The 16,125-nt window shown below is 43.6% G+C and carries 10 protein-coding genes; 1 reads left to right on the top strand and 9 read right to left on the bottom strand.

All coding sequences use genetic code 11. The features are described 5' to 3' along the window. Nucleotides 1-12 precede the first annotated feature (12 nt). From HMPREF3027_RS01615 to HMPREF3027_RS01595, 5 genes are all read right to left on the bottom strand, one after another. Nucleotides 13-2,253 carry a GH92 family glycosyl hydrolase gene (locus tag HMPREF3027_RS01615; RefSeq protein ID WP_070706509.1) on the bottom strand — a complete coding sequence of 747 codons (2,241 nt, stop codon included), beginning with the start codon at nucleotides 2,251-2,253 and terminating at the stop codon, nucleotides 13-15. A 132-nt stretch (nucleotides 2,254-2,385) separates the two neighbouring features. Then, nucleotides 2,386-3,405 carry a branched-chain amino acid aminotransferase gene (locus HMPREF3027_RS01610; protein WP_026161687.1) on the bottom strand — a complete coding sequence of 340 codons (1,020 nt, stop codon included), beginning with the start codon at nucleotides 3,403-3,405 and terminating at the stop codon, nucleotides 2,386-2,388. 79 nt (nucleotides 3,406-3,484) lie between these two features. Further along, nucleotides 3,485-4,783 carry a glycoside hydrolase family 57 protein gene (locus HMPREF3027_RS01605; RefSeq protein WP_070706475.1) on the bottom strand — a complete coding sequence of 433 codons (1,299 nt, stop codon included), beginning with the start codon at nucleotides 4,781-4,783 and terminating at the stop codon, nucleotides 3,485-3,487. A 34-nt stretch (nucleotides 4,784-4,817) separates the two neighbouring features. Further along, the gene (locus HMPREF3027_RS01600) at nucleotides 4,818-6,077 is read right to left on the bottom strand and encodes a glycosyltransferase family 4 protein (RefSeq protein WP_070706474.1); all 1,260 of its coding nucleotides are present in this window, start codon (nucleotides 6,075-6,077) and stop codon (nucleotides 4,818-4,820) included. A gap of 10 nt (nucleotides 6,078-6,087) precedes the next feature. Further along, the gene (locus HMPREF3027_RS01595) at nucleotides 6,088-8,133 is read right to left on the bottom strand and encodes a glycogen debranching enzyme N-terminal domain-containing protein (RefSeq protein ID WP_070706473.1); all 2,046 of its coding nucleotides are present in this window, start codon (nucleotides 8,131-8,133) and stop codon (nucleotides 6,088-6,090) included. A gap of 315 nt (nucleotides 8,134-8,448) precedes the next feature. Here HMPREF3027_RS01595 and HMPREF3027_RS01585 point away from each other — a divergent pair, with 315 nt between their 5' ends. After that, a complete protein-coding gene (locus HMPREF3027_RS01585) occupies nucleotides 8,449-9,375 on the top strand; it encodes a YitT family protein (RefSeq protein WP_070706471.1) in 927 nt (308 codons plus the stop codon). 180 nt (nucleotides 9,376-9,555) lie between these two features. On the opposite strand, the gene HMPREF3027_RS01580 is transcribed toward HMPREF3027_RS01585, so the two are convergent. From HMPREF3027_RS01580 to HMPREF3027_RS01565, 4 genes are read right to left on the bottom strand one after another with little or no spacing between them, the layout of a single operon-like run. Next, the gene (locus HMPREF3027_RS01580) at nucleotides 9,556-10,713 is read right to left on the bottom strand and encodes a DUF4876 domain-containing protein (RefSeq protein ID WP_018028101.1); all 1,158 of its coding nucleotides are present in this window, start codon (nucleotides 10,711-10,713) and stop codon (nucleotides 9,556-9,558) included. Nucleotides 10,714-10,734: 21 nt separating this feature from the next. Next, nucleotides 10,735-12,339, bottom strand: a complete 1,605-nt coding sequence (locus HMPREF3027_RS01575) for a DUF6850 family outer membrane beta-barrel protein (protein WP_021903630.1) — start codon at nucleotides 12,337-12,339, stop codon at nucleotides 10,735-10,737. 12 nt (nucleotides 12,340-12,351) lie between these two features. Next, nucleotides 12,352-12,759: a hypothetical protein gene (locus HMPREF3027_RS01570; RefSeq protein ID WP_018028099.1), complete on the bottom strand. Its 408-nt coding sequence runs from the start codon at nucleotides 12,757-12,759 to the stop codon at nucleotides 12,352-12,354. Between the two features lie 7 nt (nucleotides 12,760-12,766). Continuing rightward, complete coding sequence (locus HMPREF3027_RS01565) at nucleotides 12,767-15,610, bottom strand: carboxypeptidase regulatory-like domain-containing protein (RefSeq protein WP_021903629.1); 2,844 nt, start codon at nucleotides 15,608-15,610, stop codon at nucleotides 12,767-12,769. Nucleotides 15,611-16,125: the final 515 nt, after the last annotated feature.

Raw genomic sequence — 16,125 nt, 5'->3', positions numbered from 1 at the left:
AGGTAGAAATACTTAATACTCAAACTTGATATGTCCGCCCTCTATCAGTGCTTGGTGTGTAATGCGGTGCGACTTGAGCTTCCGCCCACCCAACTTAATAGACTTGATGTACTGCCCTTTGTGGGAAGGAGCACCCTCAATCACCAGTTCGCTTTTTCCAAAGTACTTGGGGTCTAGGGTAATCACCACCTTATCAAATACTGGGGCAGTGAGGGTGTACTCTGGCACGCCAGGGCAATCGGGGTACAATCCCATCATACTCATCAGAGCCCAACAACTCATCGTACCGGTATCATCATTTCCAGGAAGACCATCTGGCTGAGTAGTGAAGTGCTTTTCAAGTAGCTCTGTCACCAGCTTTTGAGTCCGCCACTCCTCGCCTCTAAAGTAGCTAAAGAGGTAAGGAGACGCAATGTTTGGCTCATTGGTTGGGTCGTAGTGACCTTCATCAAATATCGCCTGTAAGTTATTGATAAAGGCACGCTTTCCACCCATTAACCTAGTTAGGCCTTTGATATCATGAGGAACAAAGAAAGTATAATTGTAGGCACTTCCTTCATGGAATCCTGGGTTGGGCTCAAAGTTTTCGCCAAGTTTTGGATTGAAAGGAGTGAGGAAGGTACCATCAGGTAGTTTAGGGCGGAAGGTCTTGAATTCAGGGCTGTAATAATGCTTATAGCCAAGGCTTTGCTGTCTAAATCTACGAGCATCTGCCTTGTAACCTAGTTCCTGAGCCAAAATAGAGAGGGCATTATCTGCGACGTAATACTCCAAGGCATGAGATACGGAATTATCAAACTCCCCTCTTAATGGCACATATCCTAGCGATAAATAGTCGTCGTTATCTGGTCTGAGTAAGTTCTCACTACCGTTGGTAGTCGCGGACTTATACATCGCTTTGTAGACTGTTTGAATATCAAAATCCCGAAGCCCTTTGAGGTAACTATCTACAAATACAGGAATAGCAGGATCGCCCTCCATTGTAAGTGTCTCGCGTCCATAAAGCTCCCACTTAGGGAACCAACCGTGCTCTTGATACATTCCCAGCATGCTCTTCAGCATATCCATCTGCCGCTCGGGATATACCAATGTGAGGAATTGGTGCACATTGCGATAAGTGTCCCATAATGAGAATACGGTATATCTGTTTCCTCCTCCAGTATTGAGAATCTCTCCGCCCTCCATCTGCGGGTAGTCTCCATTGACATCCTGTAGGATATTAGGATGAAGAAGTATATGGTAGAGTGCGGTGTAGAATATCTGTTTCTGCTCTAAGGTTCCCCCTTCTACTCTAATGCGGCTAAGGTCTTTTTCCCAAAGATTCTCTGCCTCTCTACGTACCTCATCAAAGTTCTTTCCAGACACCTCTTGCCGTAGATTTTCCCTAGCATTCTCAATGCTTACAAATGATACGCCCATCTGGACTTCTATCGTTTCATCAGCTTCGGTATCAAAGGTAAAGTATGCACCCACATCATCACCAGCCAACTCCTTAGTATACTTGGTATAGAGCTTATATTTACCTTGATCTGGATCCCATTCTGCCTCTACACCTTTCATTGGGCGTTGCAACTTCCAATACCCTTGTTGGCTAGGGGTTTTGCTTAATTTCATCACAAAGTAAATCGGAAAGACTGCCTGAGGATTGTAGCAGAAAGTACCTAGTAGCTTTACCCCTTCAACCTCTACATCACTCACGCGCCTAAGCATCGCTCCAGACTCATTAGTAAGCCCCTCGCCTAGATTGAGGAGGATGTGGCTTTGCCCTTTAGGAAAGGTAAAGCGGGTCACGCCACCTCTTACCGTAGCCGTTGCTTCAGTTTTGATATCGTACTTGGTAAGGTGATTGCTATAATATCCTGGAGAGGCCACTTCATCTTTGTAGGCACTTCCATATTCTCTATAATCCACAGAGAGCTTCCCCGTGGTAGGCATCACCAGTAGCGAACCAAGCTCTGGACACCCTACCCCGCTGAGATTAACATGGCTGAAACCTGTGAAATAAGAATTGGTATATTCGTAAGGAGTACTCCACCATCTAGAGTCTTTATCGTATCTATTTTGATCACTTCCCATCACGTTAAAAGGCACCACACTCATCATACCATGAGGCACCACAGCACCCGGATTGGTCGTCCCAAAGTTGGTCGTCCCCACAAATGGACGTACATAATCAATTAATCGCTCCTGTGCACTCGCTCCCACAGTAAATAGGAGTACCACACCAACTACATACCAAGATAATCTTCGCATACTCATCATTTATATATTTCCTTACGCAAAACTACCTAAATTATTCCACTTGAGTTGGAATATTGGGCTAAGGGCAAAAGATATGGCGACTACCGGATTGGGTAGCCGCCATATCTTATATATGTAGAGGGCTTACTCTACGAAAGTAACCCAACCGTGCTTATCCTCAATGTCGCCATACTGGATAGCTCTTAGGGTATTATAGAGCTTGGTACTCTTAGGCCCAGCCTCGCCATTGGTAGAATAGGTATAGACCTTACCAGTATCAAGGTCGTCAATATGAGAGATTGGAGAGATTACCGCTGCAGTACCGCAAGCACCTGCCTCCTCAAACTCAGCTAGCTCCTCCTCAGGTACATGACGACGCTCAACCGTCATACCAAGGTCTTTAGCGATCTGAGTCAAACTCATATTGGTGATAGAAGGTAGGATTGAGGTGCTCTCTGGGGTGATATAGCTGTTGCCCTTGATGCCAAAGAAGTTGGCAGGACCGCACTCATCAATATATTTCTTCTCCTTCGCATCTAGATAAATCACTGCAGAGTAGCCCTTCTCGTGAGCGATCATACCGCTCTTAAGACTTGCTGCATAGTTACCACCCACCTTGAAGGTACCTGTACCAAGAGGTGCAGCACGGTCATAACCACGCATAATGGCCATAGCTGTAGGCTTGAAACCTTCTTTGAAATAGGGACCTACTGGAGATACAAATACTAGGAATAGATACTCATTAGCTGGCTTCACACCCACCTGCTCACCAAGACCGATGATAATCGGACGAATATAAAGGCTAGCACCACTCTCGTAAGGAGGTACATAGTCGATATTCTTCTTCACAACAAGGTCAATAGCTTGTAGGAAAAGCTCCTCTGGCATAGGTGCCATCATAATTCCCTCACAAGAGCGACGCATACGCTTGGCATTTTCCTCAGCACGGAATAGGCGCACCTTACCGTCTTTGCCTCTGAAGGCCTTCATCCCCTCAAAAGCCTCTTGTCCATAATGCAGACAAGTAGCAGCCATGTGAATATTAATAGTAGTTTCAGACGAAACCTCTAGCTCACCCCACTTACCGTCTCTGTAGTAGCAACGAACGTTGTAGTCGGTTGGAAAATATCCAAACCCTAGATTTGACCAGTCAATTTGTTTCATGTTGATAGTGTTTTGTATGGTTATTTACTGTATTTGATATAGGTAACCAATATTCAGAAGGACATGAATTACCTCTATACTATTTTCTCTTCTTTTGCTCCTTTAATTCCTTAATCTCCTCTTGTAACTTCTGGATTTCGTCTCCCTGATTTTGAATCGTCGTCAGCAAGGCATTGAGCTCCTCATTTTCAATACTGCTAGGATACTCAGCCTCCACACGTAGCAAGAAGTCACTAAGGACATTCATATAGTTACTAAATGCACTGTAGGCACTCTCATAGGGAGTATACCTCCAAGCATCTTCATTTTGAGTAGACATATAAAGGAAGTGGTCAGAGCTTTGGAGGTAGTGCCAATCTTGTATCAGTCGGCGATCGCGTGACAAGCGAGTTCGCTCAGCCCACTTCTCTAGTTTGCTAAATGCCTCCTTTTGTAGGTCATTGCCCAACCAGCTAAGCGTATTCTTCTCCTCTTCCGACCAGGAAATTGGCTCTGGTATATCAAGAAGATCCTTAGAATTGAGCTGCTCCATAGCTACCGATGGAGTAGTAAACTCCATTCCAGCCTTAACAATATACTTAGGAAGTGCTCTGAAGAAGTCAAAGATACCCGTCTGTGCAGGCTGCCCTACACCAAGGACATCCAAACTCATATCAATAGTGATTAGCTGGTCATCCTCAGGAGTTTCAGAAAGCCACTTAGCATACTTATCTGCCGTTAGTGGGAACTCACTCCAATCATAACGGTTGAAGTTTTTAGCGATATCATCGGTAAAACGAGCATTGCGAAGCTGTAGCTTAAGATGTGGCTCAAGGCTACTAGCATAGAGATGATTGGGACTCTTCCAACCTAATACATGCTTTGCACCCTCAGTAATCACCCCTTTGAAGCCTAACTCCTTGAGAGAAATAGCGATGCTATCATCAAATATGAGGTCACTATTTCTAAATACCTTCGGCTTCACTCCAAACATACTATTGAGCTTATTGGCATGAGCTTTCACCTGTGTCTTAAACTCCGCCTTCTCCTCATAAAGTGACGCAATACTATGGGCATAAGTCTCGCCAAGAAGTTCCACACTTCCCGTACCTACCAACTCCACAAGCACATCGATCAGCTCTGGTGCATAGAGCTCAATCTGCTCTAATACCACGCCTGAGATAGCTAAAGCAAAGCGGTACTCCCCTTTCGTTTCCCTCACTAAGTCAAGGAACAACTTCAAAGCTGGGAGATAGGACTCCCTAGCACACTTCGTAAAGATCTCCTCGTTTTGGAAATCATCAAAGTAGTAATGATCATTACCAATGTCAAAGAAACGATAGCGCTTTAGCCTAAATGGCTGATGCAATTGAAAGACAAAACAAACCTTTTTCTTCATAATGAGTCTTTTTCCTTATTCCTTCGTCAATCCTCTATGACAATAGCTGATCATAGATCGCACGAATCTTTATTCCTACATCTTCCCACTTGATACTATTCACCTCCTTCAGCCCCTCCTCGGATAGGAAGTGATGCATTGCGGGGTACGATACTAAGGCATACATAGCATCTGCCAAAGCATCCACATCCCAGTAATCTACCTTTACAGCATAGTCGAGGATTTCAGCACACCCCGACTGCTTGCTAATGATACTTGGCACACCACACTGCATCGCCTCCAGTGGAGAGATTCCAAAGGGCTCCGATACAGAAGGCATCACATAGACATCACTCGCCTTATAGATTTCATATACCTCCTTACCCTTCATAAATCCAGTGAAATGAAAACGGTCACTGATACCACGCTTGGCCACCAAACGTATCATCTGATCCATCATATCTCCACTTCCAGCCATTATAAAGCGTACATTCTTCGTGTGCTGAAGTACCTTACAAGCAGCCTCCACAAAAAACTCTGGTCCCTTCTGCATAGTGATACGACCGAGGAAGGTAATTACCTTATCCTTTACTCCACGTTTATCAGGGATTGCCAATATCTCGGGGTCAAGAGGAGTAACCGCATTATGCACCGCAGTCACCTTGCTAGGGTCCTGATGGTATTTCTCAATCACTGTGCGTCGAGTCGCTTCACTCACACACATAATATGATCAGCATGGTCAAAGCCATTTTTCTCCGTACTATAAACCTGAGGATTGACATTCCCCCTACTCCTATCAAAGTCCGTCGCATGCACATGTACCACCAGTGGCTTTCCAGATACCTGCTTGGCATGAATACCAGCAGAGTAAGTTAGCCAATCATGGGCGTGGATGATATCGAAGTTTTCAGTCCGAGCAATCACCCCTGCAACAATCGAGTAGTTATTGATCTCCTCAAAGAGATTATCGGGATACTTTCCCGAAAACTCAATACAGCCCAAATCATTAGTTAGCATATAGGAGAAGTCGGCGTAAATGTGGTCTCTCAGCCGATAATACTCCTCAGGATCCATTACATTTCCAATGCGATCCTTCACGTAGTCATAGTTCACATCACGATAGACAATAGGTACTTGAGACGCCCCTATAATCTTCATAAACGACTTATCCTCATCACCCCAAGGCTTTGGGATAACAAAGGTAACCTCCATATCCTGTTGCTTACAAAGTCCCTTGGTAAGACCATAGCTCGCTGTACCAAGCCCTCCTAAGATATGAGGTGGAAATTCCCACCCAAACATCAATGCTTTCATAATATCCACATCAATTTTGGTCGTGATTATTCTCAATTGGCTCATTGCCCTCTTCTGGAGAACCCTTGTGGTGTGAGGTCATACTCAGTCGCAGGTCAAAAATATCGTCCGACTTGTATTCATCAAACTCTTTCAACCTATTTTGGATTCTCAGAATCGCCGTTGCACTCAACATAAAAGAGATACCACTTCTAGCGGTATATGGTGGTGTACCGTCATAAACCTCAGAGATACTGCCTATCCCGTGTAGTTTCATCTCATCCTCAAATGGGATCAAGAGCCGATCTACAAACGACACACCAACCCGCCTGAATAACTTCAAGTATCCACTTAAATAATAGTAGATCAACCAACTCCACACACCTCCCTGAAGGTAAGAATAGGCGCGCTCCGCAAGATTACCGGCACAGTAGCCTCGGTAAAAGCCACTTATCGGTGATAGCGTACGAAGTCCCTTGGAGGTGAGAAGCTCCTTAGTGACAATATCTAAGATATTCCTCTGCAGCTTACGCGATAAAGGCGAATAGCTAAGACCTACCGCTAAGATTTGATTAGGCCGCACACTCCAATCTTTTTCACGACCTTCTACAACATAGTCAAATAGATAGTCATGCTCATTGACAAAGACGCGGATAAAGCTCTCTGCCACCCTATCTATATAATCGTCCTCCTTATAATCGTCAATGCCAAATAGAGCTCTATTAAAACATAGAGCATTGTACCAAAGGGCATTAAACTCCACAATATATCCCTGCCGATCCACCACTGGATAACCATCAATGGTAGCATCCATCCAAGTGATTGGTTTATCGGCACTCTCAGGCATTGCATAGAGTAGACCATTATCCATCACCTTAATAAGTGGATGCTTATTCGCCCGAATAAAGCCAAGTGCTTTCTTCACCACAGCTCCGTACTCTTCACGCGTCTTCTCCATGCCCACCCAGCGAGAGTAGTCTTGCACGCAATTTATAAGCCATAATAAGGCATCTGGCTGATCAAGTCCTTTGATCACTTGGTCCTGCTCCCCCTTCTGATAAAAGCCATCAAGAGTTGCCAATGTATTGTCCATCACCGCTTTATATCGCTCAGGCTTTCCGATTCCAAAGCTCGCTGCAGTAAGGCCTATCATCTGGTCTCTATGGCGAACATCGAACCAAGGTAGGCCAGCAAGTAAATAGCTCTTGCCCGGTTCTGGCTCATAGTAGTATTGATCAACAGTCCTTTTGAGACAATTAAGGAAGCCATCTCTAGGAATAACGGTACCTTCAGATTGATCAAACTCCTCCTTAAGATTATTCGGATCACATACCTCATCAGAAATGGAAAGATAAATCTCCTCTCCTTTTTTGATTTCACACTCAAAGAGACCTGGCACTGGCAAATCCTCTATACAATTGTGTGCTCGCTCCGCCTCCTTATCATAATAGTGATGCTTATTCCAATGCGGAGCATGAGTATAATGGGTAGGCTTTGAAAATTGGAGATAAAGCCTTGGACACCCCTCATAGAGGGAGAGAGAAACGCCGTTGGGCTCCTCATTATAATCCCAATTAATATGATTATTCTCGTATGTTAGCTCTTTCACTTTGCGAAATGCCAATAACGGCTTAAAGCGAAGGGTCGTTTTTGAGTGGGCGTCTAGTAGTCGATACCTCACAATCAATTGGTTTCTGTCTTCTGAGAGCAGAAAAGACTTGGAGAGTATCACACCCCCTACCCTAAAAATGGTGGTCACAGCCTTCTCCACATCATACTCTCGGATATACTTATGACCATTGGGACTAAAGACTCCTCCAGCATATTTATGGACGGCAAGATTAAACTCTGCACCATGCTGAATTACGGTCTCATCTAGGGATGATAATAAGACCCACCGATTGGCCACAGAGTCATTTTGAGAAGGCACCACCAGCATACCGTGATACTTACGTGTATTACAGCCTAAAATCGTTGAGCAATAGTAGGCTCCACCTTTATTGGCACACAAGATTTCCCGCTGCAAAGACTCGTCAAGATTGGTAAGGCTAGACCGGTCAAACTTTAGGTAACTCATTATTATAACTTCGCTTCTATATGGTTATTCTTAAGCTTCTGAACTACTTCCAAATTTACGCTTTTATTTTGATAAATACAAGACTTCTTTGGATATATGCTCCTAATTTATTTCACAGGCATCAATCCGACAGGTCGAAAGCTGCCTTAGGAGACAAAGACAGAGAACTCCTTGGCTGGATAAAGATAAAGTTTAGTTAGAAAACAAATGAATAGATATGATAGAGAATGACTAGTTGGCGCCATTTAGAATTATGTGAACTCAGTCAAATTGGGTATTTTTGCGGAAGCTATTACCTATAAGATATAATTAGAAATGCAAGAGCTACCTCCAAAACCGTACGTCCAGCAACGATGGCACGCAAAATTGCAAAAGAGTAAGCCACTCACTGATGCACTTTACATCTTAATTGGCTCGCTACTCCAAGCAATTGCTTACTCCGTATTTATTGCCCCTGCCAATATTATTCCAGGCGGAGTCTATGGTATCACCATCGCCCTCAATCACCTTACCAAGGGACTATTTTCATTTGCCCCTGATGGACTTCCCATTGGTACCACAGCACTTTTCTTCAATGTGCCGTTACTTCTCCTTGCCCTAAAAAAGCTCGGGCTCTCTTCTGCTGGCAAAACAGTTGCCACCTTTCTTCTTATATCTTTCTTCACCGACCTAATTGGTCAAATGGTCAAAAATGTTGGATTGATAGGTAATGATCGAATACTCTCTGCCTTTTATGGCGGTGCCATTCTAGGTGTGGGGGTTTTTCTGATATTCAAAGCCGAAAGCACCAGCGCCGGAACAGATGTTCTGAGTAGAGTGATTGCGAAAGGGAGTAATTACAAGCTCAGTGATACCATTATCGTAATAGATTCGATTGTGGTGATATTTGGACTTATCGTATTTGGCGACCTCACGGTACCTCTCTACTCATGGCTAACCATTATCATATACGGCCAGATCGTCAACTTCCTTCAGCCCGAAAACCCCAAGAAAGCAGTCTTTATCGTCTCCTCTAAAACCGAAGAGATTAGAGATCTACTACTCAACGATCTAGAGATTAGAGGGACTATCATTCAGGGCAAAGGCATGTACAAAGGAGAGGCTCGAGAAATGATATTTACAATTGTGGAGCGCAAAAAGCTACCTAAGCTCAAAGATAGCGTGAAGGGCTTTGATATCTCAGCCTTCATCTCCACAATGGATGCCAGTCACGACACTGTCAACGCTCCCTCCAAACCTTAATCAACAGACCATTTGAGAAAGCCCGAAAAGCACGTGAGCTATCTAGCGGAAAAGAGACAGCAACGGAATAGTAATCATCGGCGGGACACACCGCGAGCAGACTAAATAAAAATAGTTTCGGATCCAGGCAAAACCATATCCGAAACTATTTTATCTCTTCCAAAAGTATTTCAAATGTTGTTACTTTGCAAGCTCAAAATCCAGAGTTGAATTATTGGAATCCTGATAAACTTTTTCATCTTTTACGCCCTGTCGCATCTTTCGTTTTAGGATAGTTCCCGCCTTAGGCATCTCATCTATAGCAGAAGACCAACCTGTATAACCCTTGTCAAGGTCAGAACTAATAGCATTCTTAACATCGCCGTCACCATCCTGAGGAAGACTTAATACAACAGCATCAAAAATGCAGTTATTGGGCAACGTAAAGAAAGTCTTAGGTGTCTTATCTGTCGGAGATGGATTGGTGTGGGTAAACTTCTTACCAAATGCCTCTTTAGTCAATTTGGTGCGTGCTAGAGCCAATACTCTCGTACCATTATCTGAGAAAAAACCACGCTCATTAGCAACCTCCTCACTATCCACAAACTTTACCAGCTTGTCCGTATTCAAAACCATAACACTCCCTGGCTCGATTGGGTATTGCTTTCCACTACCCGGAAGTAAGTATGCTCTATGAATAGGGAGCGAAGACCTTACAACGCTAGAAAAAGAAGGGGCATAGCCTTTGAGCGTTTGGTAAGCTCCCTCTACCACAAGCAAACTATCGGCATAGAGAGTTTCATGTGAATTGTTGGCAACGATCAAGTATTGTCCCACCCCATTATTTTCAGTGGCCTTAAATCCAATCTCTGCAATCACAAAAGAGGAGGTACTGCGGGTATTCTTGATGCTCGGTTCATAACTTAGAGAGCATTGATTCTTAAACTTACTCTCTTTGTAGTATCTAACTGCCACCCCACGCTGCTCATACAGTCTGGTGGAAATGCGTCTAAGCCCTTGCTCTCCCTTATCCTTAAATGAAAATGAGGCTTTGCACGAAATATCATAAATTCCCTCTTGCACATTGGGTACAACTATAGGCTCTGACCCGTCATACTGCTCTACAGTAACCTCATATGAAAGGTGCGGAAGCATTACATGCTGCAGCTTTACAGTAACAGCAACCGGCATAAATTCAGCTTCTTCAACCTCATATTTTGCAGGTAATTTCAAGCTGACCTCTACAGATGTCTCCTTGATTTCCTTCACTCCCAACTCCTTCTTGCAACCGGATGCAAGGCAGAGAAGCATGATGAAAAAAGGAAGAAGCATCGCTTTATAATCTTGTTTTAACTTCATGGCATTAAATAATTATAGCGTTCAAAAAGACAACCCAAAAGACACAACTGCCGTATGGGCTTTATACCTTACTTGATTCGTCGTATAAAGATAGTTGGCGCTAATGGTAAAGACAAGTGGGGAAGTATCATCCTGCCCAAACTCAACAGCATAGGTTGGCGTTACGTTCAATTTAAGTTTATTGGATTGGAGGAATGCAAAGGTATGATCAAGATACTCACTAATGTATTCATCAGGATTTGGTTTTTGCAAATCTTTTCGTTTGGTGTACCGATCTCTATCGTAGTCAAATGAACCGTCAATATTGGCATTATAGTCAGCACCCACATTAATGGTCAGTAGAGACTTGTCCCAACGCTTACTGATAGTGCCGGATACAATGCCACCAATGCGTGCCAAGTGGACCTTATCATCCGGGTAAATATTAGCAATATACTCCTCTGAAGCATAGGCGGATAGGTCGGTCTGAAACTTAATGCCATGGTTCCAATACTGCTCTTGGCTCACCGTCACCTTATCCTCCCACTTCTGTTGATAAAAAATGGGCTGTGTCTCGAGGACTAAGAGCTCTCCGGAGCCATCATCGCCAATGATATTATCAAATCCCTTCTTATGTGAGTAAGCGTAGTGGTTGGCCACTCCCCATGAGAATTGCCGGCTACGCTCCTGAAGGTATCCGATGGAAGCGGTAATTGTTTTTTGAATATAGCTATTCGTTGGAGCATGGTTATTCTCAGTGATTACCCGCTCTAGCTGATGCTTCATATACCCAAGTGAGCCATAAATACCTGACCTGCCTTTGGGAACAAACTCGATGGTAGCACCATAGCCACTCTTGCGATAATACAAAGAGCCATTAGCCCCACTAAAGCGTTTCGTAATTTCACCAAGCCCTTTCATACTCATCTCATGCACACCGCCCAATTCGTTGGCGAACTCAACTTTATAGCTGCGTTGCTTATAGACATCATACCGCCCACTTACAGAGACAAAATACTCATCTGAAATAAGCTGAGATAAGCCCACCGTACTCCGAAAGTCTGAAACGACATTACGGGGACGGGGGTCAGTGTCTCTAAACTCATGTAGAGCTCTGTAAGAGGCTTGCACACCTATAGACCCACCCCTCCAGGTATTTTGGTTAAGACCTCCGGAAAAAAAGTAGACTTCAGACTTCACATTTCCTCCTACTGTATCAGCAGTAAAGTAAGGATAAATCTCCGGTAAGTCCGAACTGGACATCCACTTGATACTTTTATTAACTCCTTTTTGATAGTAGGCACGACCCCACAGCTGTTGAGAGGAATTCCTTTGAAAGCTGGTTGCATCTATACGTACATGGTTATATCCTCTTCCATATTGATACAGGCCTGAGTCATCATTATTGTGGGCATTGTAAGAGACCACAATGGATGATAATGAACTGTCGCAACGCTTGACGGCTAATGAAGGGTTGAGGTCAAAAGGAGAGATAAAACGGAATGGGAGCATCTGCCGCTCTTCGTAATGGTCAATCACTTTGTGGGCAGAATGATTCTGTGCACTAACTGAGTATGGGCTCATTAGAAAAGCAACTATAACAAAGGCATATCCAACTATCCTTGATATATATTTTTTTGTATTCATAAGTGTATCTCTTTATCTCATGTAGAAGAAAGTAAGTTGTACCTTCTGCTTATCTTGTAGCAAGTATAGATCGTTTTTGGAACCACGAATCCACCGCACTCGCTTTTCACCGGTAACGGTATTCTCTTCTGTCACACTTTGGCTATCCATGTATATTCTTTGGTAATAACCTTTTTGTAGCGTTATTGTGAAAGGAAATTCCGTAACCTTTTGCTTAATCACTTCTTTAGTGTTAAGGTTAGTAGTTTCTAAGACCAGGTCCTTGAGATCTACCAGTTTACAATCCGGATTAGGTAGGCTGGCCTCTATCGTTAACTCACACATAATGTTAACGTCATCGGTCTTTAGTTCACAACCACTCAATAGGACTGTGTATAATGGAAACAACAATAACGCAAAAATTGCTCTTTTATTTTTCATAAACTGATCAAAACTTAATGTTCAACTCCATTCCAAAATAGGGATACCTATTTCTCCGGTGGAGATACCCTTCATGATAGTAGTCCGGACTATAGTCAAAGAGACGATTCACAAAGAGTGCCACCCTTAGCTTTTCATCAAAAAAGTACTTGGTTGCTTTCACATTAAAGTGTGTGCATATCGGCACCGTATACTTTTCAAATAAAGGCTTCAACTCTCCACGGAAGAGGTGTTGCAAATAAGTATCTTTCTTTGACTCTTCGGTATAGGGGTGCTCTACCAAGTCGAGGTCTACATAGTAGTCAGGCCGATCAGACTTAGGGAGAAATTCAGAGGAGGCATACCAGTTAGTTTGTATCGAGAGAGAAAGGTTAAACTTATACTTCCTCAGATACGTATCAAAGCGGAAATCGGTATTGAGCATCTCACTTGTCAAGCCCTCCTCGTCCTTATATAGACCATAGTACGGGAATACCAATTGCTTACCCAACTGCACATCGGGCTGGACATACAGCGGTGCACTATTTCTATATATAGTCTTAAACCATGCTCCAGAGAATGTCAGACGAGTATGGATCTTGTCGTACCTTGGAGTACTGAACACCCATTCTACTCCCTCCTTTTTGGTCTGGCTACCATTCCTAGTATATGGGATTAGTGCAAAGTCCTTATACTCCTTATACTTCATCTTGGAGAGATCAGGTGGTGCCGTTAGGTTTCTCCAGTCGATACTGTATATATCATACCTTTTGAAAGAGAGGGTTGTCAGCTCACCCACTCGTCTGAAGCCATTAGGCATATCTTCCCGGAAATAGGTAGCGGTGAAGTAATATTGATCATAGTCCAGATCCATTCTCACCTCCCATTTCTTGTTTATCGCCGGCTCAAGTTGTGTAGAATTAGGTTGGAAGATATAAGTCTTAGCATTGACTATCCAGCTATCTCTATTAGGAAATCCACCGGTATTGAGTTGAATAAAGTCCCAATAGAGTTTCTCCGGATTCAGTTGTTGCATGACGGGGAAAACACGAAGTGTTCCATACCCTCCGACAAAGTGAATCCCCAGCTTTTTATCTCCTATCTGTATAGGAGCCACATCGTACTTTGCATTGACACGCAAGTCTGTGTAGAAGTGACCGCTCATTGTAAAAGACTTGTCAAGCCCAAGTAATGTAGATGTAGTCACCCCGGCCTGCAAGGAAAGCACATGGTCGTTGACGTTAATGCTCATGTTGTCTTCCAAAAAGAAAGTGAGCCTATTCAGTGCCGGTATGTCACTAAACCTCCTGGGGCGTTGGGAAGGGTCTCTAAATACAGGGCGCTCGGGGTCAAAGATCGTTCCTTCCCCAAAGTTCTTACTGTAGTTCCATTCCGAGCCCCAAATAGCCCGATTATGTACCTTTCCTAACCAGAATAGGCTTTCTCCCTTCAGCTTAGTGTAGGCATAAAAAGGCTGATCATCTACACGGTGCTTAGCGATAAAGAACCCACCGGGGTAAAATCCCCAGTTGTACTCACCCTCTTTCATGGAGTAGACAAAAGGCTTATTATCATGTTGCACCCCTCGCACTATCTTCATGACATCATTGACATAGCTGACTGCCATATCTAAGCTCATCCCTGCAAATAATCCCTTCTTATTCGGCGTAAACCTTAAGGAGTGATTCGTAGAGAGACGATGATAATTCACGCGATAGGAGTCCTGCTGGCTGTAGGATTGATCCGGATCCACCTTCTCGCCATCTAATGAACCGGTATAGTCCAAGTTTGCAAGCCAACTAAGGCTTCCGGAATCAAAGTGCCAAAGCTTCGTAGAGCGTATAGATCCTGTGATCCTCTGATAGGAGGTCTGACGGAACCTTGGATCAGCACTAGAAGCAAGAATGCTGAGGCCCATACTCAGATTATAATCCTTGCCAATATCATTGGTGCCTTTACCGATATAGGTAAGGTAGCTCCTCATATCACCCTTAAATCTCGCCTCCAAGTCATTCAGCGTACGCTTGCGCTTGATATTGATAAGCCCCGTACTTAGGTTAGCATGCTCCACAGAGGGAATGCCTCTGATGATTTCCACACTCTCAATCTCATCTGTACCTATGGTACGCAGGTCAACCCCTTCTGTATTAAAGATACTATTGACAGCACCATTATTACTAGAGCCAAGACCGGAGAGGGTCATCATATTGGCATTATTAGCAATTGGCATACCATCGACAATAAATGCAGTACCAAGCGAGGCCGTAGCATAGTTGAGCTGGTTCACCCGAGGCATCATACGCCCTCCGGTGTCGAATGGGAAGTGAGCCTCTCTCAAGCGTATAGGCTGCGGCGTCATCACATACGGATCCACAGCTACACCTCCAGGGAGCAGTTCCAAAACATCTGCAAAGCTAGAAGCCTGAATGTGCTTCATTGCCTCCTGATCAATCTTCGAGCCACTCGTCATACCCTTCGTCTCCTTAGCGGTCACAACAACCAACTCACTCAGTTGCTCATCCGAAGGTGCCAAACCAACCACCAGCCCATTGCTCTTAGCTGGTAGCTTCACACGGTTTTGCTCAAAGGGGGTATAGCCAATAAAGGTCACTCGCATCCTATAGACACCTTCAGGCAATTTTCCGAAGTAAATATTCCCCTGAGAGTCTGCCACATTGCGGTATATTTTACCATTCTCAAGGGTCAGCGTAGCCAGTGCTCCTTGCAGAGGAGACTGCGTACTTCTGTCCGTGACAGTAATTGTAAATAACTTAACGACAGATTGTGCTTGTACCGCACTCACGGTCAGTAGTAGACCACTGAGTATTGCCGATATCGTTAAGTACAACTTTTTAGTAATAAAGTTCTTCATTTCTCACCTTTTCATATACGTATTGCTTCATGTGTAACTCTGTTTGCAAAGTTATGAAAGTATATATTGCACCTCAATACCTATTTTTGATTAAAATAAATATATTTTCATACCTAAAAATAGGGATTAAATTTAATAAACCTCTTCAATGAGTATGTTGCACGAAGTGTTATTCTCGCACATTTGCTAAAAATGCCTCATCCGATATTCTGCTTGATAGAGTCGACTGTGACACCTTGAGACTACTGCGTCAGCCTGTATACACCAATCATCTTGCGGGATGAAATCCGCAAGATATGGGCGACGGAGTCTTTTTCCTCTTTGAAAATTTGAAAGAGAACTGGAAATCCATTATAATTGAGCGAATTATTCACTAAACGCTTAATTACACAATGTGGTTTCCTGAAAAAGGTTGACTCGGTTAATAGATTATTAGAAAATGAAGAAGCCTCTATAAGAGGAGCATTTGTTATGAGATAAGTACTAGAAATCCTCTGTAAAAGCTCATATTTGGA

It is taken from the genome of Porphyromonas sp. HMSC077F02 (assembly GCF_001815465.1).
Taxonomy (GTDB): Bacteria; Bacteroidota; Bacteroidia; order Bacteroidales; family Porphyromonadaceae; genus Porphyromonas_A; species Porphyromonas_A somerae.
This window is presented reverse-complemented; position numbering and strand designations above follow the sequence as displayed.

What these genes read in the sequence shown, in the direction of transcription:
- HMPREF3027_RS01565 (WP_021903629.1), bottom strand. Translation starts at nt 15,610, where the DNA reads ATGAAGAACTTTATTACTAAAAAGTTGTACTTAACGATATCGGCAATA.
- HMPREF3027_RS01575 (WP_021903630.1), bottom strand. Translation starts at nt 12,339, where the DNA reads ATGAATACAAAAAAATATATATCAAGGATAGTTGGATATGCCTTTGTT.
- HMPREF3027_RS01610 (WP_026161687.1), bottom strand. Translation starts at nt 3,405, where the DNA reads ATGAAACAAATTGACTGGTCAAATCTAGGGTTTGGATATTTTCCAACC.
- HMPREF3027_RS01595 (WP_070706473.1), bottom strand. Translation starts at nt 8,133, where the DNA reads ATGAGTTACCTAAAGTTTGACCGGTCTAGCCTTACCAATCTTGACGAG.
- HMPREF3027_RS01585 (WP_070706471.1), top strand. Translation starts at nt 8,449, where the DNA reads ATGCAAGAGCTACCTCCAAAACCGTACGTCCAGCAACGATGGCACGCA.
- HMPREF3027_RS01615 (WP_070706509.1), bottom strand. Translation starts at nt 2,253, where the DNA reads ATGCGAAGATTATCTTGGTATGTAGTTGGTGTGGTACTCCTATTTACT.
- HMPREF3027_RS01570 (WP_018028099.1), bottom strand. Translation starts at nt 12,759, where the DNA reads ATGAAAAATAAAAGAGCAATTTTTGCGTTATTGTTGTTTCCATTATAC.
- HMPREF3027_RS01580 (WP_018028101.1), bottom strand. Translation starts at nt 10,713, where the DNA reads ATGAAGTTAAAACAAGATTATAAAGCGATGCTTCTTCCTTTTTTCATC.
- HMPREF3027_RS01600 (WP_070706474.1), bottom strand. Translation starts at nt 6,077, where the DNA reads ATGAAAGCATTGATGTTTGGGTGGGAATTTCCACCTCATATCTTAGGA.
- HMPREF3027_RS01605 (WP_070706475.1), bottom strand. Translation starts at nt 4,783, where the DNA reads ATGAAGAAAAAGGTTTGTTTTGTCTTTCAATTGCATCAGCCATTTAGG.